Here is a 24,983-nt window from a genome sequence, read left to right as displayed (position 1 = left end):
GCGTGCATTGGCCACGATCCGGGCCGCGGTCGTTGTCATGTGTCGGTCGGGGCGGCGGGCGGCACGGCTCATTCGGCGCCCTCCACGAGGATGATGTCGCTTTCCGATGTGCGCCGCCGGATCTCGGCGACTTCCTGGTACTCTGGCGAGTGGAAAGCGGCCCGCGCAGCCTCGAAGCTCGGGAACTCGATGACGACGTGGCGGTCCTTCACCGGACCTTCCGGGGCTTCGCTGGCCCCGCCGCGGACGATGAAGCGCCCGCCGTAGCTTTCGAGGATCGGCGTGTCGCGCCGCACGTACTCGGCATAGGCGTCGGGATCGGTCACCGAGATATGTCCGATGATGTAGCCTTTTGGCATCTCGCCCGCGCCCCCTTCTGCGAACTGGTCGAATGGCCGGGCGGCCGGTGCCGCCCGGCGGTGCGGCGCGCCCAGACGGGGCGCGCCGGTCATAGGCTTACTGCGACAGCCAGGCCTGGAACTTCGCGTCGAGATCGTCGCGATAGTCGGCCCACCACTCGTAGTTGTAGACGAACACGTTCTCGGCGTTGTCCGGCGCGGTCGGCATGTGCGGCGCCATGTCGACGCCCAGCTCGGCATGCTCGCCGACCAGCGGGGCCGAGCTTTCGCGCGCGGGGCCGTAGCTGATGTAGGCGGCCTGGTCGGCCAGACGCTGCGTGTCGGTCGCGAAGTAGAGGAAATCCAGCACCCGGGCCAGACGCTCGTCCGGGAGACCCTCGGGGATGATCCAGCCGTCGATGTCGAACACCTGGGCGTCCCACAGCATGCCGATCGGCTGGTCCTGCTCGACGATCGCCGAGAACCAGCGGCCGTTGTAGGACGAGCCGATCACGGCCTCACCGTCGGCCAGAAGCTGCGGCGGCTCGGCGGCGGCGCTCCACCAGATCGTCTGGTCCTTGATCGCGTCGAGCTTGGCGAAGGCGCGGTCCTGACCTTCCTCGGTCTCGAGGACCTCGTAGATCTCGTCCTTCGGCACGCCGTCGCAGAGCAGCGCCCATTCCATGTTGTTGATCGGGCGACGCTCGAGCGTGCGGGTGCCCGGGAACGTCTCGGTGTCGAACAGCGCGCAGATATCCGACGGCGTCTCGCCGCCCCATTCCTCGACGTCGGTGCGGTAGGCCGCCGTGGTCGAGTAGACGATCTGCGGGATGAAGCAGTCGCTGACGATCAGGTCGCCGAAGTCCTCGGACGCCGACATGCCGTTCTCGCCCTCGGCGAGGATCTCGTCATGGTCGACCTCCATCGCGAGGCCTTCGTCGCACAGGCGGATGGCGTCCGACGCGACGACGTCGACGAGATCCCAAGTGATGTTCCCGGCCTCGTTCATCGCGCGCAGCTTGGCCACCGCCTCGGGCGAGCTCTCGTCCCAGACGATCTCGACGTCGGAGTTGGCCTCCATGTAGGGCTCGGCATAAGCGTTCTGCTGGCTGCTCTGGTAGGCGCCGCCCCAGCTGACGAGCGTCATGTCGTCGGCCATCTCCATGTCCTGCGCGATGGCACCGCAGGCCATGGCCGACACGGCGCCCGTGCTCAGAAGAAGTGTCTTAAGTTTCATTTCGAATCTCTCTCCTTGTGGTTCGCCCGTTCTTGGTGGTCGTCCCCTGCCCCCGGGCAGGCACAGGGGGTGGCGCGTCGGGACGTCCTCAGACGTCGAGCGCGCGGCAATCGTCCGGCAGCCATCCGATCTCGATGGTCTCGCCTGGCTTCAGACGCGGCTGGTCGGGGGCGTTGCGCGTCTTGACGATGAAGTCGTCGCGCCCGGCCACCCGAAGCCGCGTGCGGTAGATGTCGCCCATGTAGATGAACTCGAGCACCTCGGCCTTGAGCGTATGGGCTCCCTCGCCCAGGCGGGCGAGATTGGTCTCGACCCGCTCGGGACGGATAGAGACGACCGTCTTCTGGCCGGGGCGGTCGACGTTGACGGGCACCGCGTCGATCGTCTCGCCGTTCGCCAGCTTCACGGTGCAGCGCGAGCCGCTCATCTCCTCGACGGTGCCCTGCAGCGTGTTGTTCTCGCCGATGAACTGCGCGACGAAGCTGTTCTCCGGCTGCTCGTACAGCACGTCCGGCGAGGCCAGCTGCTGAATCCGGCCGTCGTCGAACACCGCCACGCGATCCGACATCGTCAGGGCCTCGGTCTGGTCGTGGGTGACGTAGACGACGGTGATGCCCAGGTCGTGCGCGAGGCGGCTGATCTCGAACTGGAGCGTCTCGCGCAGCTGCTTGTCGAGCGCGCCCAAGGGCTCGTCCATCAGCACCAGCTCGGGCTCGAACACCAGCGCCCGCGCCAGGGCGATCCGCTGTTGCTGGCCCCCGGACAGCTGGGTGGGCCGGCGTCCGCCGAAATCGCCCATCTGCACCATGTCGAGCGCGCGCTTGATCTTCTCCTCGCGCTCGGACTTGCCGATCTTGCGCACCTCGAGCGGGAAGGCGAGGTTTTCCTGCACCGTCATGTGCGGAAACAGCGCGTAGTTCTGAAAGACCATCCCGATGCCGCGCTTATGCGGGGGGATGTTGTTGATCTCGCCCCCGTCGAGGCGGATTTCGCCGTGCGTCGCCGTCTCGAAGCCTGCGAGCATCATCAGGCAGGTGGTCTTGCCCGACCCCGAGGGCCCCAACATCGTCAGGAATTCGCCCTTGCCGATCGAGAGGTTGAGATCCTTCACGACCAACGTCTCGCCATCATAGCTCTTCTGGACGCGATCGAACTCGACGAATGCGTCTGCGGTGTCCGTGGCTGGCACCCCGATCTCCCTGTTGTTCTCGGCAGTTTTCTGCCGTTCTGTATTTGAATCAACTAAACCCAATGCTTCGCCGCATTGCAACATTGCCGTCGGGAAATTCGCGGAACCGGCCGGAGTCCGGGACAATCGCCGGGTAGAGACGCCTTTTCGGTCGATTCGACCGCGATTTGCGCCGATACCCCCATGGGAAACGAGACCACTGGACACGCCCTCCTGCCCCTCTAGCGTGCGACAAACCGACCCGACCGAAGGAGCCCCGAGACATGCCGCAGACAGGTGACCCAGAGGCAACCGGGGTGATCTTCGATCTCGACGGGACGCTGATCGACAGCGCGCCCGACATCCACGCCGCGGGGAACGCCGTGCTCGCGGACGAGGGCCTTCCCGGCGTGACGCTGGCCCAGGCGACGGCGATGATCGGTGCCGGCACGCCCACCTTCGTCGCGCGGCTGGCCAACGCGGCAGGCGTCGGAAACGATACCGAACGGCGCGACCGGATGTACCGGAACTTCATGGAGCGCTATCTTGGCGCGCATGAATTGACGCGCCTCTATCCCGGCGTCGCGGCGGCCCTCTCCGCGCTTCGCGAGGCGGGGCACCGGCTGGCGATCTGCACAAACAAGCCCGAAGCCCCCGCCCGGACGGTGGTGGAGGCCCTGGGGCTGTCCGAGCATGTCGGTGCGCTGATCGGCGGGGACAGCCTGTCGGTCAAGAAGCCCGACCCGGCCCCCCTGCACGCCGCGGCCCGTGCGATCGGGGTGCAGCGGGCTATCTTCGTCGGCGACAGCGAGATCGATGCGGAAACGGCCCAGGCCGCCGGCGTCACCTTCGCGCTGTTCACCCGAGGCTATCGCAAGACACCAGTCGATCGGATCGCACACGACGTCGCCTTCGACGATCACGGCGATCTGGCGGGGCTGCTCGCCCGCATCGGCTGACGCTGACTGGGAAGAAATTTGGTGCGGTCGAGAAGACTCGAACTTCCACGGGTTTTACCCCACAGCGACCTCAACGCTGCGCGTCTACCAATTCCGCCACGACCGCACTTGTCTTGGCCCGCGCTTCCTAGCGAAGTCGCGGGCGCTTGTGAAGGGCGATTTTTGCACCTTTCGCCACGTCGGCTCACGGACGCGCCGGGGCGCGTCCGTGCCGGTGCTATTGCGCCGCGCTGAAGGTCGGCAGGGCGGCGTTCTGCGGCGTCATCTCGGGCAACGCCGCCTCGTCCGGGGCGCCCAGTTGCCGGGTCGCGGCACGGATCAGCTCGACACGGTCCGGTTGACCGGGGGCGAAGACGGCGGTGCCGCCGTCGGCCGCGCTCAGCCCGTCCTCGTACCAGTCCATCGCCAGGTCCATGCGCCGGCTCGAGCCGAATCCCTGGCTCAGGTGATGGCCGACGAGTTCGCCGTATCCCTTCTCGCCCAGCGTCACGAGAATCAGCGCGGCGCCGAGCGCCACGTCCATGTCGTCGGTCCGATAGCCTTCGGACAGGCACACCTTGGCGGTGGCGGCGAGGTCGTTCGTCGGCACGCCGGTGGACAGGACGAAGGCCGACACGCCACGCACGACATCGTCACGCTCCTGCACCGACAGGGCGGCCACGTGCGGCGCCATCTCGTTGCCGTAGGCGGTGCAATGCTCGGAGATCTGCGCCGGTGCCGCCTGCAGGCCCTTCGCCATCTCTTCGCCGGTAGCGATGGCATAGGTGCGGGCAAGGCAGAACTGCTCGTTCAGCGCCACGTTGGGATCGGTCAGGGTCGAGACGGTCGTGAACCCGCCGTTCGTGTTGGTCAGAAGGCTGACGGTGTTGCAGTGCGACGCGAGCGAGGCCTGCATGGTCGCGCCGCCGAACAGGTTCGGCAGGCCGGCCGGCGCCTCGGCCTCTTCGATTTCGGCCTCGGGCGTGGCGGCCTCGCCCGCGCCGGCAATCATGGTGGTGGTCGTCGTCGTCACCGCGCCGGTGGCGGCGGTCATCGGGGCGGCCGGGATTGCCGGGGCGACGACCGCGGTGGTCATCTGCTGCTGAGGCGCCAGGGGGACGCCGGCCATCTCGGCGCGGTAGGCCTTGAGCAGGCCACGGGTGCCGTCAGCCGTTATCGCGATCCGCTGCGCGGTGGCCGGTCCGCCGGCCTGCGCGCGGTTGTACGAATCGACCAGGAGCGATTGCTCGAACGGCGTCAGCTGCCCGGTCGCCGGATAGCCCATATACGCCTGGTAGCGCGAGATCGCGGCACGGGACTGCTTGCCGAGCTGGCCGTCGACGCTTCCAGCATTGAAGCCGAAATAGTTCAGCGACGTCTGAAGCTGGCGACCTTCCTGCGTCGCGGGCAGACGCGGGCGGTAGGTCTTGGTCGAACTGCGCGTCCGGGTCGGCGCCGCGCGATAGGTGCGCTGCGGCTGCTGTTTCGCAGCGTGGTTCACGATCGCCCCCACGATCGCGCCGGCAACGAAATCGCCCGCATCGGCATCGGCGCGCGGTGCGGGCCCGAGGACGAGCGCGGCGGCGACGCCGCAGAACAGAAGTGACTTGGCTTTCATATCGGTCTCCGGGAAATAGCTGGCAGCGGTAATAATGCCGTGAGCCTAGCACACTCGGGACCGCCGCGCGCCTTCTTTATTGACGCTGGGTCAAACAACGGCGGCGGATTGCAATCCTCCGTGCCACCGGGGCACAAGAGCGCCACGGCAGGAAAGGCGGATGATGGTCGATTGGGTGGTGACGGACGAGCTTGTCCCCTATGCGGACGCGGTCGAGCGGATGGAGACGCTGGCCGCCGGCATTCGCGCGGGCACCGAGCCCGAGACGATCTGGCTGCTGGAACACCCGCCGCTCTATACCGCCGGCACCTCGGCCCGGCGCGAGGACCTCGTCGATCCCGACCGGTTCCCGGTGCATGCCGTGCGCCGCGGGGGGCAGTACACCTATCACGGTCCCGGACAGCGGGTCGCCTACGTCATGCTGGACGTGGGCGCACGCGGGCGCGACGTCCGGCAGTTCGTGCACAGGATGGAATCCTGGGTGATCGCCGCGCTGGCGGAATTCAACGTCACGGGCGAGATCCGCGACGGCCGGGTCGGCGTCTGGGTGCCGCGCCCCGAGAAGCCGCCGCTCCCCGACGGCACCCCGCGCGAGGACAAGATCGCCGCCATCGGCGTGCGGCTGAAGAAGTGGGTCAGCTTCCACGGGCTGTCGATCAACGTTGAACCGGACCTGTCGCATTTCGACGGTATCGTGCCCTGCGGCATCCGCGATCACGGCGTGACGAGCCTGGTCGATCTCGGCCTGCCGGTCACGATGAACGACCTCGACGCCGCCCTCAGACGCACCTTCGACGAGGTCTTCGGCGGCTGAACTCGCGGTGCGTCGCGGAGATTGCGGCATTTTTTCCGTCGATGCGGCAAACCGGAACATTGCCCACCGGGTCCGGTCGGCTTAGAACGCCCCAAGCCGAGGGCGGACTCCGAGTCTCGCCTTCCAGCGATATTCGGAACCAGGAGGCACCGCATGGCTGACGCAGCCGTTCACGGGCATGACCATGAAGATCAGCGAGGGTTCTTCACCCGCTGGTTCATGTCCACCAACCACAAGGACATCGGCATCCTCTATCTGCTGACGGCGGGCCTGGCCGGCTTCATCTCGGTCGCGTTCACCGTCTACATGCGGATGGAACTGATGGAGCCCGGCGTCCAGTACATGTGCATGGAGGGCGCGCGCCTTCTTCCGGCCGCGGTCGAGGACTGCACGCCCAACGGCCACCTCTGGAACGTGATGATCACCGCGCACGGCATCCTGATGATGTTCTTCGTGGTCATTCCCGCCCTGTTCGGCGGCTTCGGCAACTACTTCATGCCGCTGCAGATCGGCGCGCCGGACATGGCGTTCCCGCGGATGAACAACCTCAGCTACTGGCTGTTCGTGGCCGGCACGACGATGGCCGTCGTCTCGGTCTTCGTGCCGGGCGGCAACGGCCAGCCGGGCTCGGGCCTGGGCTGGGTGCTCTATCCGCCGCTCTCGACGCGCGAGGCGGGCTTCTCCACCGACCTGGCGCTCTTCGCGGTGCACCTCTCCGGCGCCTCCTCGATCCTCGGCGCGATCAACATCATCACCACGTTCCTGAACATGCGCGCACCGGGCATGAGCCTGTTCAAGGTGCCGCTGTTCTCCTGGTCGATCTTCGTCACCGCCTGGCTGATCCTCCTGGCGCTGCCGGTTCTCGCGGGCGCGATCACCATGCTGATCACCGACCGCAACTTCGGCACGACGTTCTTCGACCCTGCCGGGGGCGGCGATCCGGTGCTGTACCAGCACATCCTGTGGTTCTTTGGGCACCCCGAGGTCTACATCGTGATCCTGCCGGCCTTCGGCATCATCAGCCACGTCGTCTCGGCCTTCTCGCGCAAGCCGATCTTCGGCTACCTTCCGATGGTCTGGGCGCTGATCGCGATCGGCGTGCTGGGCTTCGTCGTCTGGGCGCACCACATGTACACCGTGGGCATGTCGCTGACCCAGCAGAGCTACTTCATGCTGGCGACGATGGTCATCGCGGTGCCGACCGGCATCAAGATCTTCTCGTGGATCGCGACGATGTGGGGCGGCTCGATCGAGTTCCGGACCCCGATGCTGTGGGCCATGGGCTTCATCTTCCTGTTCACCGTGGGCGGCGTGACCGGCATCGTGCTGAGCCAGGCGGCGGTCGACCGGGCCTACCACGACACCTACTACGTCGTGGCGCACTTCCACTACGTGATGAGCCTCGGCGCCGTGTTCGGCATCTTCGCGGGGATCTACTTCTACTTCCCGAAGATGACCGGCAGGATGTACCCGGAATGGGCCGGCAAGGTTCACTTCTGGACCATGTTCATCGGCTCGAACATCACGTTCTTCCCGCAGCACTTCCTGGGCCGCCAGGGCATGCCGCGCCGTTACATCGACTATCCCGAAGCGTTTTCGCTGTGGCACCACGTCTCGTCGTGGGGCGCCTTCATCAGCTTCGCGAGCTTCGTGTTCTTCATCGGCGTGATCGCCTACTCGCTCTTCAAGGGCCGGCCGCAGACCGAGAACAATCCCTGGGGCGAATACGCGGATACGCTGGAATGGACCCTGCCCTCGCCGCCGCCGGAGCACACCTTCGAGACGCTCCCCAAGCGCGAGGACTGGGACAAGTCGCACGCGCACTGATCAGGGTCCGATGCCCCTGCTCTGGGATCACATGATCGAAGGGGCCCCGGTCACTCAGACCGGGGCCTTTTCACATGAGGGCGGCGCTCCTCTGGCACATGCGCATCTCTGGCCCCACCGCTCGCTTCCCAAGGAAGGCTTCGTGTGGTTCATCGCGATCACCTTCGCGTTGCTGATGGTACCGCTGATCCCCGTCCTCGGGACCGTCGTGCTCTGGGGGCTGCTGCCGTTCCTGCTGGGGGCACTGTGGGCGCTCTACTACTTTCTCCAGCGCTCGTACCGGGACGGCGAGATCCACGAGGAACTGACGCTCTGGTCTGACCGGATCGAGCTGAAACGCACCAATCCGCGCGGCGAGGCGCAGGAATGGCACGCCAATCCCTACTGGGTCCGCGTCGAGTTGCACGAGACGGGAGGGCCGGTGGCCAACTATGTCACCCTCTCGGGCGCAGGGCGCGAAGTCGAGATCGGGGCGTTCCTGAGCGAGGACGAGCGCACCGGGCTCTACGAGCAACTCAAGCGGCTGCTCGGGGGGCTGGCGCCATAGCGACGGAGTGCGGGGGCGCCGCCCCCGTCGCCTGCGGCGACTCCCCCGGGATATTTCCGGACAGAAGAAGCGCGGGTCAGGCGGAGAGGCGTTTCTTGACCCTGGGGCCGACGGCGCCGAAATCCATCTGGCCGGCATGGCGGTCCTTGAGGACGCCCATGACGCGGCCCATGTCGCGGATCGAGCCGGCGTTGGTCTCGGCGATGGCGGTGTCTATCGCGGCGTCGACCTCACCCTCGGACATCTGCCGGGGTAGGAACTCCTGGATGATCTCGATCTCGGTCAGTTCGCGCTCGGCCAGTTCGAGGCGGCCGCCCTCTTCATAGGCGCGCGCGCTTTCCTGGCGCTGTCGGACCATCTTGCCCAGGATGCCGATCACCTCGGCGTCGGTCACGCCGCCATCCTCGCCCTCGCCGCGCAGCGCGATGTCGCGGTCCTTGATCGCGGCGTTGATGAGCCGGAGCGTGCTGAGGCGCGCGGCGTCCTTCTGCTTCATCGCGTCTTTCAATGCCGACGCGACGCGGCTGCGCATGTCCATCTGACTCATCCTTCCGATGCCCGGATCCGGGCGGTTCCACAGCGCTCCGACACTATCGCAATGCCCCGGCGACCACAACGCGGGCCACGATCGCTCAAGGCGGTGATTTCGCGCCGAAACACATCGCCGTGCCTGCCTTGACCGCCGCCCCGCGCGGACATAGGTTCGCGCAGATTTGACCCCACCCAGGAGCCGCCCCATGCCCGCCAGCCCGGCGTCGTCCCGCCCGACCGCCTGCCTCGCCCTCGCCGACGGCACGCTGTTCTACGGCACAGGCTTCGGCGCCACCGGCCAGACCGAGGCGGAGCTGTGCTTCAACACCGCGATGACCGGCTACCAGGAGATCATGACCGATCCCTCCTATGCCGGGCAGATCGTCACCTTCACGTTCCCCCACGTGGGCAATACGGGCGTCAATCCCGAGGATGACGAAACCGCGGAACCCGTTGCCGCAGGGATGGTCGTGAAGTGGGATCCGACCGACCCGTCGAACTGGCGGGCAACCGACCGGCTGGAGGAATGGCTGCGCCGCCGGGGCCGGATCGGGATCGGGGGGCTGGACACACGTCGGCTGACACGCGCGATCCGGCAACAGGGCGCGCCGCATGTCGCGCTGGCCCACGACCCCGAGGGCAATTTCGACATCGAGGCGCTGGTCGCCGCGGCCCGCGCCTTTCCGGGGCTCGTCGGGCTGGACCTGGCGCGGGACGTGACCTGTGCACAGACCTATCGCTGGGACGAGATGCGGTGGGCCTGGCCCGAGGGATATACCCGGCGGGACACGCCGGGGAGGCGGGTCGTGGCGATCGACTACGGCGCCAAGCGGAACATCCTGCGCTGCCTGGCCAGCGCCGGCTGCGACGTCACCGTGCTGCCCGCGACGGCGAGTGCCGACGACGTCCTCGCCCACGATCCCGAGGGGTTGTTCCTGTCGAACGGGCCCGGGGACCCGGCGGCGACCGGCGAATACTCGGTGCCGATGCTGCAGGAGGTGATGGCAAAGCGTGACATGCCGGTCTTCGGCGTCTGCCTGGGCCACCAGATCCTGGCGCTGGCGCTTGGGGCGCGGACGGTGAAGATGAACCACGGCCACCACGGCGCGAACCACCCGGTCAAGGACCTGTCCACCGGCAAGGTCGAGATCACGTCGATGAACCACGGCTTCACCGTGGACAGCCAGACCCTGCCCGACAAGGTGCAGGAGACGCATGTCTCGCTGTTCGACGGCTCGAACTGCGGCATCCGGATGGCCGACCGGCCAGTGTTTTCGGTCCAGTACCATCCCGAGGCCAGTCCCGGCCCGCAGGACAGCTATTACCTGTTCGAGCGTTTCACCAATGCGATGGGCTGAGGCCGCTTAACGCGGCCTTAACCGGCCGGCGGCGAGGCTCTGGGCACCGATGCCCGAGCCAGAAGGCCGCCCATGTTCCGACCCGGTCCGACCCGCCCGCTTCCCGTGTGGGAACGTGCAGACCGCCCGCTTCTGGGCGAGGTCCTGCGGGACGGCGGGCTTCCCGCCGACACGATCGAGAGCGCGCTCGCCCGGCAGGAGCGTGAGGCCGCGCGGCTTGGAGAGATCCTGCTGGCCGAAGGGGCTGTGCGGGCCGAGACCCTGGCGCAGGCCCTGGCCCGGCAGTTCGAGATCGAGACCTGCCACGGGGACATGCGCCCCGACCGGGGCCTCGTCCGCCGGCTCGGGCCCGAATGGTGCCTCGCGAACGGCCTCGTGCCCCTGCGGCGGTGGCGGGGGCCGGTGCCACTGGCGACGGCCCGACCGGAACTGCTGCGGACCCATGCGCAACGGCTGCGGGCAGCGGTGGGCACGATGCGTCCCATGGTCGCCACGCAGGAACAGGTGGCCGCGCTGGTCGCCGAGGCGGCGGGGCCGGAACTGGCGCGACGGGCCGAGACGCGCACGTCGACGGACGAAAGCTGCCGCAGCCTGGTGGGCTGGGCGTTCCGGGCCAAGCTGCTGGTCCTGACGCTGGCGACGCTCGCGCTGGTCGTGGCGGCGCCGCAGACGAGCTTTTCCGTGGCGCTCGGGCTGGCGATCCTGACGCTCGTGGCGAACACAGCCCTGCTGGCCGGGATCGTTGCGCGGGCACCCGAGCACGGGCCGCAGATCCCCCGACAGCCGGCCCGCAACGTCGTTCCCATGCGCCTGCCGCGCGTCTCGCTCTTGATCCCGCTGCACCGGGAACGGGCCATCGCCGGGACGCTGGTGGCACGGTTGTCGCGCCTGACCTATCCCCGCGCGCTGATCGAGGCATGGCTGGTGGTCGAAGAGGACGACGCGACCACCCGCGCCGCCTTGGCCGAGGCCGACCTGCCCCCGTGGATGACGCCCGTGACGGTGCCGCGCGGCGCGCTCAAGACCAAGCCGCGGGCGATGAACTATGCGCTCGACCTCTGCCGGGGCGAGATCGTCGGAATCTACGACGCCGAGGACATGCCCGCACCCGATCAGCTGGACAAGGTGGTCGCCGGGTTCCGCGCCGCGCCCCCCGAGGTCGCGTGCCTGCAAGGCCGGCTGGGCTTCTACAATCCGCGCGCCAACTGGCTGTCGCGGTGCTTTGCCGTCGAATACTCGGTGTGGTTCGGCGTGGTGCTGCCGGGGCTCGCGCGGATGGGGCTGGTGCTGCCGCTGGGGGGCACGACCCTGTTTTTCCGGCGCGACGCGCTCGAGGCGCTCGGCGCATGGGACGCCCACAACGTGACCGAGGATGCCGAGCTGGGACTGCGGCTCGCCCGGCATGGCTATCGCACCGAGCTCGTCGACACCGACACTCTGGAAGAGGCGAATTGCCGGGTCTGGACGTGGATCCGGCAACGCTCGCGCTGGCTCAAGGGCTACGCGATGACCTGGGCGGTACATATGCGCAATCCGCTTCGGCTGCTGCGGCAACTGGGGGCGTGGCGGTTCCTGGGGGTGCAGATGCTGTTCCTCGGGACGTTGGCGGGGTTCCTCGGGGCGCCGCTCCTGTGGACCCTCGTGCTGCTCGCCCTGGGGCTGCCGCATCCGTGGCAGGGGTTGGGGCCGCTCCCGTCGCTTCTGATCAGCCTGACGGTGGGGCTGTCGGGCGTCATGACGCTGACCTCCCAGGTCCTTGCGCTGCGGATGGGCGGGCAGAGCTGGCTGATCCCCTGGCTGCCGACGCTGCCCTTCTATTTCATGCTGGCCACGGCCGCCGCGTGGCGGGGCCTGATCCAGTGCATCACCCGGCCGTTCTTCTGGGACAAGACGGCGCATGGCGTGTCGCCGCCCGACGCTACTCCGCCGCCTCGCGCGCGGCATCCAGCCTGAGCCGCGTCTCGAATGCCTTGGAAATATGGGCCTTCACCGCCTCGCTCGCCGCGTCTCCGTCTCCGGCCTCGATCGCGGCGACGATATGGTCGTGCTCGTCCAGGGCGTGCTCTCCGCGCCCGTCCACGGCGAGCGACGTGGTCGCCATCAGCGCCATGAAGCGATGCACCAGGTCGAGCTGCTGCACGAGGTAGCGATTGTGCGAGGCCAGGTGGATCTGCTTGTGAAACCGCCGGTTCGCCCGCGCAAGCGCCGCCGGCTCGTTCAGCAGCGCCCGGTCCTCGTGCGCCATCTGCCGCAGCACTCGGATCTCCTCGGGCGCGGCGTGGCGCGCCGCCAGTCGTGCGGCGAGACCTTCGAGCTCGGTGCGGACGACATAGAGCTCGGCCAGCTGGTTGTGGTCGAGCGACGCCACGATCAACGACCGCCCGTCGCGCGTCAGCATCGACTGAGTCTCGAGCCGCTGCAGCGCCTCGCGGATCGGCGTGCGGGAGACGCCGAAACGGTCGGCGAGCTCGGATTCCACCAGCCGGTCTCCGGGCTTGTAGATCCCGATGTCGATCGCTTCGAGGATCAGTTGGTAGGCGTCCCTCTGGCCCGCCTTCGTCTCGGCCATCGCCGTGCCTCCTAGAACCTGTCGCAGCCTAGCGCCGCGGCCACGGGCCGTGCAAGGCGCCGGCCCGATTGCGCATGGCACGCGGGCCACATACGGTGCGCCCATGACCGACGATTTCGCCCATGTGCGCACCTGGGTCTTCGACCTCGACAACACGCTCTACCCGCCCGAGGCGCGGCTCTTCGACCAGATCGAGCGGCGGATGACGGCGTGGATGAACCGCACCCTGGGGATGGAAAAGGACCACGCCGATCGCCTGCGCCAGGACTACTGGCAGCGCTACGGCACCACGCTTGCCGGGCTGATGGCCGAGCACGGGGTCGATCCGGTCGGCTATCTTGAGGACGTGCACCGGATCGATCTCGCGGATCTGGCCCCGGACCCGACACTCGCCGAGGCGATCGGCGCGCTGCCCGGGCGCAAGATCATCTACACCAACGGCTCGGCACCCTACGCCGCGCGGGTGGCCGGGGCCCGCGGCCTTGGCGATGCGTTCGATGCAATCTACGGCGTCGAGCACGCCGGCTACCGCCCGAAACCCGAACGCGCCGCGTTCGAGAGGGTGTTCGCGCGGGACGGCGTGGAAACCGCCGCCGCGGCGATGTTCGAGGATGATCCCCGCAACCTCGAAGTGCCACATGCTCTGGGGCTGCGCACCGTTCACGTGGCGCCCGAAGCGACCGAGGCGCCGCATATCCACCATCACACGGACGATCTGGGCGGTTTCCTGCTGCGACTGCGCGACGCGGCGCATTTCCCCGCCCCGCCGGCGGCCTAGGTTCGATGGCATGACACACGCCACAGTCGATATTCTCGTCTCGGGCGCCGGTATCGCCGGCATGGTGACCGCCGCCGGGCTGGCGCGAGCCGGGTTCTCGGTCTGCATCGTCGATCCCTCCGTTCCGGCCGACAGCGCCGATGCGGCCGGCTCGGACCTGCGCTCGACCGCCTACCTGCGGCCCGCCCGCGCCCTGTTCGACCGGCTGGGCTTGTGGGAAACGCTGGCCCCCCATGCCACGCCGCTCGAGGTGCTGCGGGTCATCGACACGACCGGCTGGCCGCCGGCGGAACGCGAGCGGCGGTCCTTCGAGGCGCGCGACCTGGGCCATGACAGTTTCGGCTGGAACATCCCGAACTGGCGCACCCGGCGCGAACTGGCCGCGATCCTGTCGGAGATGCCGCGGGTCGACCTGCGGCTCGGCACCGGGTTCTCGGAAATGCTGGTCCGCGACCGCGAAGCGCGGGTGCGGCTGGACGACGGCACGCATCTGACCGCCCGCCTGGTGCTGGGCGCCGACGGCCGCGCCTCGCCCGTCCGGCAGGCCACCGGGATCGGCGTCGACACGACGCGCTACGGGCAGACCGCGCTGGCCTTTGCCGTCACCCATCCCGTGCCGCACGGCAACATCTCGACCGAAATCTACAATTCGGGCGGCGCCTTCACCACGGTCCCCCTGCCCGACCACGACGGACAGCCCGCCTCGGCGATCGTCTGGATGGACGACGGCCCGCGCAGCGCCGAACTGCGCGCCGGCCCGGCAGAGACCTTTGCCGAGACACTGCGCCTGCGCTCCTGCGACATCCTCGGGCGGATGACACCCGTGACGCCGATCCGGGCATGGCCGGTCATCACGCAGACCGCCCACCGCATGACCGCCCGCCGCACCGCCATTCTGGCCGAAGCGGCCCACGTGCTGCCTCCCATCGGGGCGCAGGGGCTGAACACCTCGCTCGTGGACGTGGCGCTTCTGCTCAACCTGGCCGAGCGTCACCGCGAAACGCTGGGCGGTGACGAGATGCTGGCGGCGTTCGAGAAGGGGCGCACGCGCGACGTCCATGCCCGCGCCGCGGTGATCGACCTGTTCAACCGCGTCTGCAAGTCGGACAGGCCGTTGGCCCAGGCGGCACGCACCGCCGGGCTGAGCGCGGTTCATGGCCTGGCCCCGCTGCGGCGGAAGATCATGCGCGCGGGGCTTGGCGACACTGAGGTCAGATCGGACCGGGGCGGACTTCCTCGCTGAGAAGGACGTTCGCCTCGACCTCGCCCACCCCCGGCAGGGTCATGATACGCCGGCGCAGCACGCGCTCGAAATCGGGCAGGTCCCGCGCGACGACCCGAAGGCGGTAATCGTACAGCCCGAGCACATGCTGGACGCTCTGCACCTCGGGGATGGCGGTGATGGCACGCTCGAAATCCTGCAGGCTGACCCGGCCCTTGGTGGCCAGCTTGATGCCCAAGAACACGGTGACGCCCAGCCCCAGCCTCTCCAGGTCGAGGTCCAGCCACCGCCCGGCCAGCACGCCCGCCGCCTCGAGCCGCCGCAGGCGCCGGTAGGTAGCCGGCTGGCTCAGGTTCACCTTCCGCGCAAGCGCCCCGGCGGATTGGCCGGCATCCAGCGAAAGTTCGCGCAGCAGCGTGCGGTCGATGGCGTCGATCTCGGTCATATCGGCAGGCTCGACTCGGTCTTCAGCGTCGCGACGTGCATCAGCGCCTCGATGTCCGCGATATGCGGCAGGGCGAGGATGCGGTCGCGGTAGATCTCCTGGTAGTGGCTCATCGACCGCGCGATTACGCCAAGGCGCACGTCGACACGGCCAAGGAATGTCTGGATCTCGATCACCTCGCGCACCTGTCGGGCCGCGGCGATGAATTGGTCGAAGGCGCCGCTTTCGGTCTTGTCCAGCGTGACGCGCAGGCTGACCTCGACCTCGAAGCCGAGCGCCCGCCAGTCGATCCGCGCGTGCCGGCCCCGGATCACACCGTCGGCGCGCAGCCGCTCCAGCCGGCGGGCGGCCACCGCGCCGGTCGTGTCCGCGCGCCGCGCCAGCGCGGTCGCCGTCAGCGCCGGGTCGGCGTGAAGATGGCGCAGCAGCCGTCTGTCCAGATCGTCACGCATGATTATCCCGCCTTATCAGATATTAACGCATGATCTTTTCTAAATGACCTGGATTATTGTCAATCCCGAGGCTCGCGGTTGGCAGCGTCGACCCATATGGTGCGCCCAACGTCAACGCCCGGAAGGAGGCCAAAGATGCGCGTCTATTACGACCGCGATTGCGACATCAATCTGATCAAGGACAAGAAGGTGGCGATCCTCGGCTATGGCAGCCAGGGCCACGCCCACGCGCTGAACCTTCGCGACTCCGGCGCCAAGAACGTCGTCATCGCGCTGCGCGAAGGCTCGCCCAGCCGCGCCAAGGCCGAATCCGAGGGCCTGCAGGTCATGGGGATCTCCGAGGCCGCCGCGTGGTGCGACCTGATCATGTTCACCATGCCCGACGAACTGCAGGCCGAGACCTACAAGAAGTACGTCCACGACCACCTGAAGGAAGGCTCCGCGATCGCCTTCGCCCATGGCCTGAACGTGCATTTCGGCCTGATCGAGCCGAAGCCGGGCGTCGACGTCCTGATGATGGCGCCCAAGGGCCCCGGCCACACCGTGCGCGGTGAATACGTCAAGGGCGGCGGCGTCCCGTGCCTCGTCGCGGTCGAGAAGGACGCGAGCGGCAAGGCGATGGAGCTGGGCCTGAGCTATTGCGCGGCCATCGGCGGCGGCCGTTCGGGCGTGATCGAGACGACGTTCCGCCAGGAATGCGAAACCGACCTCTTCGGCGAGCAGGCCGTTCTGTGCGGCGGTCTCGTGGAACTGATCCGACTGGGCTTCGAGACGCTGGTCGAGGCCGGCTACGAGCCCGAGATGGCGTATTTCGAGTGCCTCCACGAGGTGAAGCTGATCGTCGACCTAATCTACGAGGGCGGCATCGCGAACATGAACTACTCGATCTCGAACACCGCAGAGTACGGCGAGTATGTCTCGGGTCCGCGCATCCTGCCCTACGACGAGACGAAGGCGCGGATGAAGGAGGTCCTGACGGACATCCAGACCGGCAAGTTCGTCCGCGACTTCATGACCGAGAACACGGTCGGCCAGCCCATGTTCAAGGCGACCCGTCGCCTGAACGACGAGCACCAGATCGAGAAGGTGGGCGAGAAGCTGCGCGAGATGATGCCGTGGATCTCGGCCGGCCGCATGGTCGACAAGTCGAAGAACTGATCGCGGCAAGACTGCTGCAATCTGGGGGCGTCCGGTATCGCGGGCGCCCTCGTCCTGTCAGGAAAGGACGAAAATGGTCGCGGCCCCGACCACCGCAAACTGGCTGTCCATCGCCGCGCTCGGCGTGATCTGGGGCGGCACGTTCATGGTGGTGAGCGTGGCGCTGCAGGGCTATGGTCCGGTGACCGTGGCCTGCGCGCGCACGACGCTGGGGGCCGTGGCGATGCTGGCGCTTATGCGAGTGATGCGGCGGCCGATGCCACACGGCGACGGCCGGTTCTGGGCGCATGTCGTGGCGATCGGGGCGCTGTCGACGGCGCTTCCGTTCTTCCTGCTGTCATGGGGCCAGCAGCACGTGCCCTCGGCCTTCGCCGGGCTGAGCATGGCCGCGCTGCCGCTCTTTGTTCTGCCGCTCGCGCATTTCTTTTCGGACGAGCCGCTGAATCTGCGCCGCGCGGCAGGCGTGACGCTGGGCTTTATCGGCGCGGCGGTACTCCTTGGCGGAGACGCGACATCTCCGGCCGGCGGCGCGGCTGAATTGTGGGGCCGCCTCGCGTGCCTTTGCGCCGCCGTCAGCTATGCCTGCGCGTCGATCGTCACCCGTAGATGCCCGCCTGTGGACCCCATCGCGCTGACCGCCCTGATGCTGTCGGTGGGGGCGGCGATCCTCGTGCCCGCGATGCTGCTGACCGAAGGCGTCCCCCGGTGGCAGGGCGAGACGCCGAGCTTTGCCATCGTCTTTCTCGGGCTCGTTCCCACTGCGCTTGCCACGATGCTCCGGGTCAGCGTGATCCGGACGGCGGGGTCGGTCTTCATGACCCTCGTGAACTACCAGGTGCCGCTGTGGTCCATGGCGTTCGGCGCGCTGGTGCTGGGCGAGGTGCTGCCGCCGCGCTTCTTCGCGGCGCTCGCCCTGATCCTGACGGGTGTGGCCGTGAGCCAGTGGTACAGCATGCGGCGTCTCTTTCGGCGAAGCTAGGTCCGGCCTGCCGCCTCGACCTCGGCCACGATGTCGCCCACGACGCGGGCCAGCAGGCTCTCGTCCTCGCACTCGGCCATGACGCGGATCAGCGGTTCGGTCCCCGACTTGCGGATCAACAGGCGACCCTGCCCGTCAAGCTGCGCCTCTGCCGTGGCGATCGCCTCCTTGACCGTGTCGGCCTCGAGCGGTGTCCGCCCGGCCGAGAAGCGAACATTCTGCAACAGCTGCGGCACCCGGTCGAACTGCTGGCGGAGGCTGCTGGCCGGCTGGCCGGTGCGGGCCATCTCGGACAGGAACTGCAGGCCCGCGACCAGCCCGTCGCCGGTGGTCGCGTAATCGGTCATCACGATATGCCCCGACTGCTCGCCGCCCAGGTTGAAGCCCTCACGGCGCATCGCCTCGACGACGTAGCGGTCGCCGACCTTGGTGCGGTGCAGCGCGATACCGTGCCCGCCGAGATACCGCTCGAGCCCGAGGTTGCTCATCACCGTGGCGACAAGGGTATTGCCGCGCAGGCGCTGGTCCGACGCCCAACGAGCCGCCAGCAGCGCCATGACCTGATCGCCGTCGGCCACCTCGCCGTTCTCATCCAGAATCATCACCCGGTCGGCGTCACCGTCGAGGCAGATCCCCACGTCGGCCCCGTGCGCCACCACGGCCTCGGCCGCCGCGCGAGTATCGGTCGAGCCGCAGCCCTGGTTGATGTTGAAGCCATTGGGCGAAGTGCCCAGCGGGATCGGGTCGGCGCCGAGCTCCCACAGGATCTCGGGCGCGGCCCGCCACGCGGCACCATTGGCACAGTCGATCACCACCTTCATGCCGTCCAGCCGCTGCCCCATCGGCAGCGTCGCCTTCACCCGCTCGGCATAGCGGAAGCGGCCGTCGTCGATCCGTTGTGCGCGGCCGATATTGCCCGGCTGCGCGGGTTCGGTCCCGGCCTCGAGCAGCGCTTCGATCTCCATCTCGGCCTCGTCCGACAGCTTGTAGCCGTCGGGGCCGAAAAACTTGATGCCGTTGTCCTCATGCGGGTTGTGGCTGGCCGAGATCATCACCCCGACATCCGCGCGAAGCGAGGTCGTCAGCATCCCCACCGCTGGCGTCGGCACGGGCCCCAGCAGAAAGACGTTCATCCCCGTAGAGGTGAAGCCGGCGGTCATCGCCGTCTCGAACATGTATCCCGAACGGCGGGTGTCCTTGCCGATCACGACGCGATGCTCGCGGATGTCGTCCCGGCGGAAATACCGCCCTGCCGCCGCGCCGAGCCTGAGCGCGAGGTCCGCCGTCATCGGGTGGGTGTTCGCGGTGCCCCGGACGCCGTCCGTCCCGAAATACTTGCGGCTCATGCGCTTTCTCCTGTCGTTGCCGCGCGCCACAGCGTCACGGCCTGCCTCGTCTCTACAATATCGTGCACGCGGACGATCTGCACCCCCTGAGCGATCCCGGCAAGGGCCACCGCGACCGATCCCGGCATGCGCTCGGTCGCCATCTCGGCCCCGCCCAGCGTGCCGATGAACCGCTTGCGCGAGGCGCCCAGAAGGAGCGGACAGCCCAGACCGTGAAACAGCGAAAGGCCCGAGAGAAGCGCAAGGTTGTGCTGCACCGTCTTGCCGAAGCCGATACCGGGATCGACGACGATGCGCTCGCGCGGGATACCCGCCGCCTCGGCCGCCCGGACGCGCGCCTCCAGCCAGTCGTAGACGTCCAGCAGCACGTCGTCGTAGTGCGGCGCGTCCTGCATCGTCTCGGGGTCGCCCTGCGCATGCATCAGGCAGACCGGCGCGCCGCTTTCGGCGCAGAGGCCGGCCATGGCGGGGTCGTAGGTCAGGGCCGCCACGTCGTTGATCACGTCCGCCCCGGCGTCCAGCGCCGCCTGCGCCACCGCGGCCTTTCGCGTGTCGATCGAGATCGGCCCCGGCCACTCGGACCGGATGGCCGAGATTACCGGCGCCGTGCGGGCGATCTCCTCGGCCTCGGGCACCGTCACGGCGCCGGGGCGGGTGCTTTCCCCGCCGATGTCGAGGATGTCGGCCGCCGCCATCGCCCGCGCCTGCACAATCGCGGCGCCGGGGTCGAGATAGCGCCCGCCGTCCGAGAAGCTGTCGGGCGTGACGTTGAGGATGCCCATCAGGCGGGGGATGTCCATCGACAGGCCGGCCACGTCCGGGCGCGGCGCGGTCAGGCGGTGGGCGATGGCGTCGGAGAGGTCCCGCGCAGGCACCATGGTCGGAGGCCGACCGCGCTCCAGCACCTCGACATGGCTGAACCAGCTCCAGCCACCGGCAAGGGGAAGCGCATCGGCGGGCCGAGCACGGCCCATCTGGACGAGCGGACGCACATAAAGGTTCATTGTGCCGGTCTCGACCATCCGGGGCGGCGAGGCAAGAGTCAGACCAGCGTGGCGGCGTCCAATGGCGCGGTCTCGACCGGAACCGAGGCGCCGGTCGGGGCCGGCGCGCCGACGCACAGCAATTCCCGCGCGTGCATCTGCCCAGCGAACCACCCCGCCAGTGCGACGGCATCGCGCGGCTGGGCCGAGGGCGGCTCGACCGCGTCGAGCACGAGCTTGGACGGCGCCCAGACCGTGATCCGCCCGTGCCGCATCGCCCAGTCGAACTCGGTCCGCGTCTCGACCACGACGCAACGCCTGTCGCGGCCGGCAAGCACCCAGGCGTTCTGCTCGATCGCCAGAAGGTCGATGCGCCGCTGCGCCGCCGCCGCGCCGGATTGCGGTGCGGGCACATCCGCGGGCCCGACCGCGAAGATCACCGGCCGGCCGTCGGACTCGAGCGCGTCGAGCCAGGCCGACAGCCTGTCCGAGGCAATGGCGTCGTTCGACAGGAACACGACCAGAGGATGCGGCGCATCGTCCGCGCCGATCTCTTCCGCGAGGCGGGGCATCCCTTCCGACGAGCGCGCGATTTCAACCCCGAGCGCACCGGGCCCGCGGTCGAGCTTTTCGATCCGCACGAAGCAGCGGAGGGCGAGCGGGGCCAGCAGGATACGCTCGGCCACGCGCTCGGCCAGCGTCTCCAGAAGGTTCAGCCGCTCGGCCGACAGCTCGGCCTCGATGGCGTCGGTGATCGTGTCGTAGCTGAGGATCTTGTCGACGTCGTCGTCGCGCGCCGCGTCATGCGGGCGCACGTCGACGACGACGTTGAACCGCACGCGCTGAGTCTTGCCGCGCTCGGGCTGGAAGGCGCCGATCTCGACCTCGACCACATGGTCGCGCAGGGAGATCCGGTCATGCGGATCTCCGGGCTGGGTCGCGCGGGCGCGCTCTTCGGGGTGCGCGAAGGCAAGGCGCAGTTCGCTGGTCATCGCCGGCTCCATCAGGGGCGGTTTGCGCCGGTCTAGCGGTTTCCTCGCCCGTGCGACAGCCCCGCCTCAGGCCTGGCGATAGAAGAGGTGCGCGCCGATCGCCGTCGTCCGGTCGAAGCTGTTGGACCAGCCCGGCGACACGGCCCGCGTGTGATAGTAGGTCGCCCCATCGGTAAGCCGGCGCGGCGCGCCGTCCAGCATCAGCGTGGCGATCTTGCCGACCTTCCGCCAGGCCCGCATCTCGTGGACGACCTCGGGGGCGCCGTCGCAGGTATAGCTGAACTGGCAGGCATGGATCTTGCCGGTGCCCTGCTTGACCACGCCGCAGACGGAATCGGGGAACCGGCCGCTGTCGACACGGTTCAGGATCACCTCGGCCACGGCGAAGATGCCTTTGACGTCCTCGCCCCGCGCCTCGAAATAGAGCGCCTCGGTCAGGCAGCGCCACTGCGCCCCGCCCTCCTTGGCCGGCTGGTCGGCCAGGTAGGCCGCGGTGTACGCGCCTTCGGGCAACGGCGTGCCGTCGATGCTTTTCCGGCGCTTCGACAGGAAGCGGCTCATGCCGCGGTCGCGCGCGGCGCGCACCTCGGGCCGGGCCTCCCCCAGAAGGCCGTCGAGACGCGATTCCATGTCCGACGCCTCGGGCGCCGGATCAATGTCGATTCCCGGATTGTTCGACGTGCTCATGACCACGTCGGCGTGAACCGGTGCAGCGACCATCAGGCCGCACAGAACAAGCGCCCCAAAAAGGCGTTGATACATGACCGAACCTCCGAAACAAAAAGGTGTCGCGCGCACATGCGACACTCCGGCAGCAGCATCACGGCGCCCGTCCCACGGGGCGCCGGCGGAGCGTGTAACCCATCCGGGTGCCGTTAGGATAGCCCCCTAGGCAGGTTCCTGCCGAAGCGCGAAATTTTTCATGGAACCGAAAGGCTTAGCGCGGGAAGCCGAGATCCCGCAATGCAATCTGCGCGGCAGCCAACCGCGCCAGAGGCACCCTGAAAGGCGAGCACGAGACATAGTCGAATCCCGCCGCGCGGCAGAAGGCGATCGACTCGGGGTCGCCGCCGTGCTCTCCGCAGACCGAAAGGGTGATGCCGGGATGGCCCGCGCGGCCGCGTTCGGCGCCCAGTGTCAGCAGCTCGCCCACGCCATCGACGTCGAGCCGCAGGAACGGATCCTCGATGAAGACCCCTTCCGCGACATACGCCCCCATGAACCGCCCAGCGTCGTCGCGACTGAGACCGTAGGTCATCTGCGTCAGGTCGTTGGTGCCGAAGGACAGAAAGGCGACGTTCGCCGCGATCTCTTCGGCGCGGAGGGCGGCGCGGGGCGTTTCGACCATGACGCCGAGGCGATAATCGAAGTTCGCCCCCGTCTCGGCCTTCACGGCCGCCGCCACGGCATCGACCCGGCCCTTCACCAGTTCGACCTCGCGCCGGGCCGAGACGAGCGGCACCATGATCTCGGGCACGACGCCGCCGCCCGCCTCGACCGTGGCCTCGAAGATGGCGCGGCTCTGCATCTCGTAGATCTCGGGAATCGCGATCCCCAGCCGCACGCCGCGCATCCCCAGCATCGGGTTGAACTCGCGCAGCGCCTCGACCCGCGCCGTCACGCTGCGCAGCGACAGGTTCAGCGATTCCGCCATGTCGTGCAGCGCGTCCGGGCCGGCGGGCAGGAATTCGTGCAGCGGCGGATCGAGCAGGCGGATGCAGACCGGCTGCCCCTCCATTATTCTGAAAAGACGCACGAAATCGGACCGTTGCACCGGCAGGAGACGGCGCAGCGCGGCCTCCCTGTCCTCGGCGTTGTCGGTGAAGATCATCTCGCGCATGACCGTCAGCCGGTCGCCTTCGAAGAACATGTGCTCGGTCCGGCACAGCCCGATGCCCTCGGCCTCGAACGTCCGGGCGACCTGCGCCTCGGCGGGCGTGTCGGCGTTGGCCCGGACCCCGATGTCGCGCGCATCGTCGGCCCAGGACAGCAGCGTGCGGAACGCGTCGTCGAGCGCGGGCTCCAGCAGCGGCACGGCCCCGGCGAGGGCGACGCCGCCCGTGCCGTCGAGGGTGATCCAGTCCCCCTCGCGGAAGGTGCGGCCCTTGTCGCCGGTGAGCGTCGCCGAGCGCTGGTCGATCGCGATCCCACCGGCCCCCACGACGCAGGGCAGCCCGAGGCCCCGCGCGATCACCGCGGCGTGGCTTGTCGCGCCGCCCTTCTCGGTGAGGACGCCGACGCTGGCATGCATGCCGCGCACGTCGTCCGGCGTCGTCTCGCGGCGGACGAGGATGCAGGGCTCCTCGCGGGCCTGGGCGGCCTGGGCGGCGCGGGCGGAAAAGACCAGCCGCCCGGTCGCGGCGCCGGGAGAGGCGGCGATGCCGCTGGCGAACACGTCCGGCGGGTGGGCCGGATCGACCTGCGGGTGGAGCAGTTCCGACAGGGCGCGCGGCTCGACGCGGGCCACGGCCTCGGCCTGGGGGATGACGCCGTCGGAGGCGAGCGCGACGGCCACGCGCACCCCCGCGCGGGACGATCGGGGCACGCGGACGGCGTCGAGGATGGCCAGATGCCCGCCGTCGATGGTGAACTCGATCTGCATCTCCTCGCGCAGACGGCGGCGGCAGAGGGTGCCGTGGGCGGTGAGCGTGTCGAGGATTTCCGGCGCGATATCCTCGAGCGAGGGACCGCGCGGGTCCTGCGTCAGGTAGATCGCCCCCTCTTCCGCCAGCAGCGCCTCGCGCCCCTGGCTCTGCGACAGGTAGCGGCCGGTGATCTGCGGCAGGCCGGTCGCGCTGTCGATGAACTGGATGACGCCCGAGCCCGATTCGCCCTCGTGCCGGCGACCCACGCCCAGGGCCATCTGCTGCACCACCAGCCCCAGCCCGGCCTCGGCCGGGGCGCCGCGTGCCTGGCGCAGAAGGCGGGCAGTGGGGCCGTCCCAGCTGCGCGCCATGGACCGCAGGGCATCGGCCAGCTGATCGGCTGGGTCCTGCGGGAAGGTCGCCCCGCGCTCGGTCTCGTAGGCGTCGAGCAGCGACGCGATGGTCGTGGCGTCCGGCCGGGCCGGCAGATCGAACGCCTCGGGGTCCAGACGGGCGACATGGACGGCAAAGGCCTGGATGAACCGGGCGTATATTGCGTCGGCCGCCCTTTCGCCGAGGTTAACGGCGAGATCCGCGTGGGTTCTGTCGCACATTCCGATGTTCAGGATGGCAGCGGGACCGCCCCAATCGGCGCTTTCCGAGCTGGGACGCACTGAAACCAAAGGAGATTCCAGCTCGTGTAGCATTTGTTCGGTGTAGGGGCGGCGGCCTGCGGCAATCGACCGCACCTGATCGACGCTCAGCGCCAGCGTGCGCGGCACCGGAAGGTCCAGCCGGATCAGCCGTTGCAGGCATTTCGCCCGCCCGCCATGCGCCGCCGCCGAGATCGCAGCCGTCGGCGTGATGGGAGTAAAGTCAGCGATTTCAACATGTTTCTGCACTGCGGCACCCATCCTTCACGTCGAAGGATAGCGGCGATGCCGAGTCGCACAAGTGGCCGATCGGACAGGAGCGTCCGCCTGCCGCCACAGCACCCGCCGTGGCGAGGGACCGCCAGGTCGCGCCATTGGTCCGGAGTCACGGGGCGTGCACCGGACGTGCACAGAGCGTGCACCACCCGTATGCACGGTTTGCGGC

The 24,983-nt window shown here is 68.6% G+C and carries 23 protein-coding genes and 1 tRNA gene; 10 read left to right on the top strand and 14 right to left on the bottom strand.

Features of this window, described 5'->3' with window-relative positions; translation table 11 throughout:
* Nucleotides 1–68: 68 nt before the first annotated feature.
* The 3 genes from BMZ25_RS16285 to BMZ25_RS16275 all read right to left on the bottom strand — a co-directional run bounded on the left by BMZ25_RS16285 (nucleotide 69) and on the right by BMZ25_RS16275 (nucleotide 2,764).
* Nucleotides 69–359 (bottom strand): DUF1330 domain-containing protein, encoded by a 291-nt coding sequence (locus BMZ25_RS16285; RefSeq protein ID WP_092695559.1) that lies wholly within the window; start codon nucleotides 357–359, stop codon nucleotides 69–71.
* Nucleotides 360–456: 97 nt separating this feature from the next.
* Nucleotides 457–1,575 (bottom strand): extracellular solute-binding protein, encoded by a 1,119-nt coding sequence (locus BMZ25_RS16280; protein ID WP_092695521.1) that lies wholly within the window; start codon nucleotides 1,573–1,575, stop codon nucleotides 457–459.
* Nucleotides 1,576–1,663: 88 nt separating this feature from the next.
* Nucleotides 1,664–2,764 (bottom strand): ABC transporter ATP-binding protein, encoded by a 1,101-nt coding sequence (locus BMZ25_RS16275; protein WP_235859906.1) that lies wholly within the window; start codon nucleotides 2,762–2,764, stop codon nucleotides 1,664–1,666.
* 263 nt (nucleotides 2,765–3,027) lie between these two features.
* On the opposite strand from BMZ25_RS16275, the gene gph reads away from it, so the two are divergent.
* Nucleotides 3,028–3,702: a phosphoglycolate phosphatase gene (gene gph, locus BMZ25_RS16270; RefSeq protein ID WP_092695517.1), complete on the top strand. Its 675-nt coding sequence runs from the start codon at nucleotides 3,028–3,030 to the stop codon at nucleotides 3,700–3,702.
* Between the two features lie 19 nt (nucleotides 3,703–3,721).
* Here gph and BMZ25_RS16265 read toward each other — a convergent pair.
* Together BMZ25_RS16265 and BMZ25_RS16260 are read right to left on the bottom strand one after the other, a co-directional pair.
* Nucleotides 3,722–3,808, bottom strand: a tRNA-Leu gene (locus BMZ25_RS16265).
* Nucleotides 3,809–3,919: 111 nt separating this feature from the next.
* Nucleotides 3,920–5,299 (bottom strand): peptidoglycan-binding domain-containing protein, encoded by a 1,380-nt coding sequence (locus BMZ25_RS16260; RefSeq protein WP_092695515.1) that lies wholly within the window; start codon nucleotides 5,297–5,299, stop codon nucleotides 3,920–3,922.
* Between the two features lie 79 nt (nucleotides 5,300–5,378).
* Between BMZ25_RS16260 and lipB the strand changes: the two genes are divergently transcribed.
* From lipB to BMZ25_RS16245, 3 genes are all read left to right on the top strand, one after another.
* Nucleotides 5,379–6,113, top strand: a complete 735-nt coding sequence (gene lipB, locus BMZ25_RS16255) for a lipoyl(octanoyl) transferase LipB (protein WP_268874226.1) — start codon at nucleotides 5,379–5,381, stop codon at nucleotides 6,111–6,113.
* Nucleotides 6,114–6,266: 153 nt separating this feature from the next.
* Nucleotides 6,267–7,940, top strand: coding sequence for a cytochrome c oxidase subunit I (ctaD, locus tag BMZ25_RS16250; protein ID WP_092695511.1), 1,674 nt, complete (start codon nucleotides 6,267–6,269; stop codon nucleotides 7,938–7,940).
* Nucleotides 7,941–7,950: 10 nt separating this feature from the next.
* Nucleotides 7,951–8,487, top strand: a complete 537-nt coding sequence (locus BMZ25_RS16245) for a DUF2244 domain-containing protein (RefSeq protein WP_092695509.1) — start codon at nucleotides 7,951–7,953, stop codon at nucleotides 8,485–8,487.
* Between the two features lie 76 nt (nucleotides 8,488–8,563).
* On the opposite strand, the gene BMZ25_RS16240 is transcribed toward BMZ25_RS16245, so the two are convergent.
* Nucleotides 8,564–9,025: a GatB/YqeY domain-containing protein gene (locus BMZ25_RS16240; RefSeq protein ID WP_092695507.1), complete on the bottom strand. Its 462-nt coding sequence runs from the start codon at nucleotides 9,023–9,025 to the stop codon at nucleotides 8,564–8,566.
* Between the two features lie 199 nt (nucleotides 9,026–9,224).
* Between BMZ25_RS16240 and carA the strand changes: the two genes are divergently transcribed.
* Together carA and BMZ25_RS16230 are read left to right on the top strand one after the other, a co-directional pair.
* Nucleotides 9,225–10,376: a glutamine-hydrolyzing carbamoyl-phosphate synthase small subunit gene (gene carA, locus BMZ25_RS16235; RefSeq protein ID WP_092695505.1), complete on the top strand. Its 1,152-nt coding sequence runs from the start codon at nucleotides 9,225–9,227 to the stop codon at nucleotides 10,374–10,376.
* A 72-nt stretch (nucleotides 10,377–10,448) separates the two neighbouring features.
* Nucleotides 10,449–12,329 (top strand): glycosyltransferase family 2 protein, encoded by a 1,881-nt coding sequence (locus tag BMZ25_RS16230; protein ID WP_235859905.1) that lies wholly within the window; start codon nucleotides 10,449–10,451, stop codon nucleotides 12,327–12,329.
* Here BMZ25_RS16230 and BMZ25_RS16225 read toward each other — a convergent pair.
* Nucleotides 12,295–12,945: a GntR family transcriptional regulator gene (locus tag BMZ25_RS16225; RefSeq protein ID WP_092695503.1), complete on the bottom strand. Its 651-nt coding sequence runs from the start codon at nucleotides 12,943–12,945 to the stop codon at nucleotides 12,295–12,297. The two genes, BMZ25_RS16230 and BMZ25_RS16225, sit on opposite strands and share 35 nt — an antisense overlap.
* Before the next feature lie 103 nt (nucleotides 12,946–13,048).
* Here BMZ25_RS16225 and BMZ25_RS16220 point away from each other — a divergent pair, with 103 nt between their 5' ends.
* Both BMZ25_RS16220 and BMZ25_RS16215 read left to right on the top strand, forming a co-directional pair.
* On the top strand, nucleotides 13,049–13,723 hold the full coding sequence (locus BMZ25_RS16220; protein ID WP_092695501.1) for a pyrimidine 5'-nucleotidase: 675 nt from the start codon (nucleotides 13,049–13,051) through the stop codon (nucleotides 13,721–13,723).
* Nucleotides 13,724–13,733: 10 nt separating this feature from the next.
* Entirely contained in the window at nucleotides 13,734–14,966 is a 1,233-nt protein-coding gene (locus tag BMZ25_RS16215) for an FAD-dependent monooxygenase (RefSeq protein WP_092695499.1), read from the top strand.
* Here the strand turns inward: BMZ25_RS16215 and BMZ25_RS16210 are convergent.
* Together BMZ25_RS16210 and BMZ25_RS16205 are read right to left on the bottom strand one after the other, a co-directional pair.
* Nucleotides 14,935–15,390, bottom strand: coding sequence for an Lrp/AsnC family transcriptional regulator (locus tag BMZ25_RS16210; protein WP_092695497.1), 456 nt, complete (start codon nucleotides 15,388–15,390; stop codon nucleotides 14,935–14,937). The genes BMZ25_RS16215 and BMZ25_RS16210 overlap by 32 nt on opposite strands.
* Nucleotides 15,387–15,842, bottom strand: coding sequence for an Lrp/AsnC family transcriptional regulator (locus BMZ25_RS16205; protein ID WP_092695495.1), 456 nt, complete (start codon nucleotides 15,840–15,842; stop codon nucleotides 15,387–15,389). Before BMZ25_RS16205 ends, BMZ25_RS16210 begins: the two co-directional genes overlap by 4 nt.
* A gap of 135 nt (nucleotides 15,843–15,977) precedes the next feature.
* Here BMZ25_RS16205 and ilvC point away from each other — a divergent pair, with 135 nt between their 5' ends.
* Together ilvC and BMZ25_RS16195 are read left to right on the top strand one after the other, a co-directional pair.
* On the top strand, nucleotides 15,978–17,000 hold the full coding sequence (gene ilvC, locus BMZ25_RS16200) for a ketol-acid reductoisomerase (RefSeq protein ID WP_092695493.1): 1,023 nt from the start codon (nucleotides 15,978–15,980) through the stop codon (nucleotides 16,998–17,000).
* Nucleotides 17,001–17,073: 73 nt separating this feature from the next.
* Nucleotides 17,074–17,979: a DMT family transporter gene (locus BMZ25_RS16195; RefSeq protein ID WP_092695491.1), complete on the top strand. Its 906-nt coding sequence runs from the start codon at nucleotides 17,074–17,076 to the stop codon at nucleotides 17,977–17,979.
* Here the strand turns inward: BMZ25_RS16195 and glmM are convergent.
* The 5 genes from glmM to BMZ25_RS16170 all read right to left on the bottom strand — a co-directional run bounded on the left by glmM (nucleotide 17,976) and on the right by BMZ25_RS16170 (nucleotide 24,787).
* A complete protein-coding gene (gene glmM / locus BMZ25_RS16190; RefSeq protein ID WP_092695489.1) occupies nucleotides 17,976–19,325 on the bottom strand; it encodes a phosphoglucosamine mutase in 1,350 nt (449 codons plus the stop codon). The genes BMZ25_RS16195 and glmM overlap by 4 nt on opposite strands.
* The gene (gene folP, locus BMZ25_RS16185) at nucleotides 19,322–20,329 is read right to left on the bottom strand and encodes a dihydropteroate synthase (protein WP_092695487.1); all 1,008 of its coding nucleotides are present in this window, start codon (nucleotides 20,327–20,329) and stop codon (nucleotides 19,322–19,324) included. The genes glmM and folP overlap by 4 nt, the downstream gene beginning before the upstream one ends.
* A 38-nt stretch (nucleotides 20,330–20,367) precedes the next feature.
* Nucleotides 20,368–21,300, bottom strand: a complete 933-nt coding sequence (locus tag BMZ25_RS16180; protein WP_092695555.1) for a dihydroneopterin aldolase — start codon at nucleotides 21,298–21,300, stop codon at nucleotides 20,368–20,370.
* A 66-nt stretch (nucleotides 21,301–21,366) separates the two neighbouring features.
* The gene (locus BMZ25_RS16175) at nucleotides 21,367–22,062 is read right to left on the bottom strand and encodes a cell wall hydrolase (protein WP_235859904.1); all 696 of its coding nucleotides are present in this window, start codon (nucleotides 22,060–22,062) and stop codon (nucleotides 21,367–21,369) included.
* 175 nt (nucleotides 22,063–22,237) lie between these two features.
* Nucleotides 22,238–24,787: a putative PEP-binding protein gene (locus BMZ25_RS16170; protein WP_092695485.1), complete on the bottom strand. Its 2,550-nt coding sequence runs from the start codon at nucleotides 24,785–24,787 to the stop codon at nucleotides 22,238–22,240.
* Nucleotides 24,788–24,983: the final 196 nt, after the last annotated feature.

Origin of the sequence: Tranquillimonas rosea (assembly GCF_900111315.1) — a bacterium.
Classification (GTDB): domain Bacteria; phylum Pseudomonadota; class Alphaproteobacteria; order Rhodobacterales; family Rhodobacteraceae; genus Tranquillimonas; species Tranquillimonas rosea.
The sequence above is the reverse complement of the archived record's forward strand: the minus strand, read 5'-3'. Positions and strand labels throughout refer to the sequence as shown.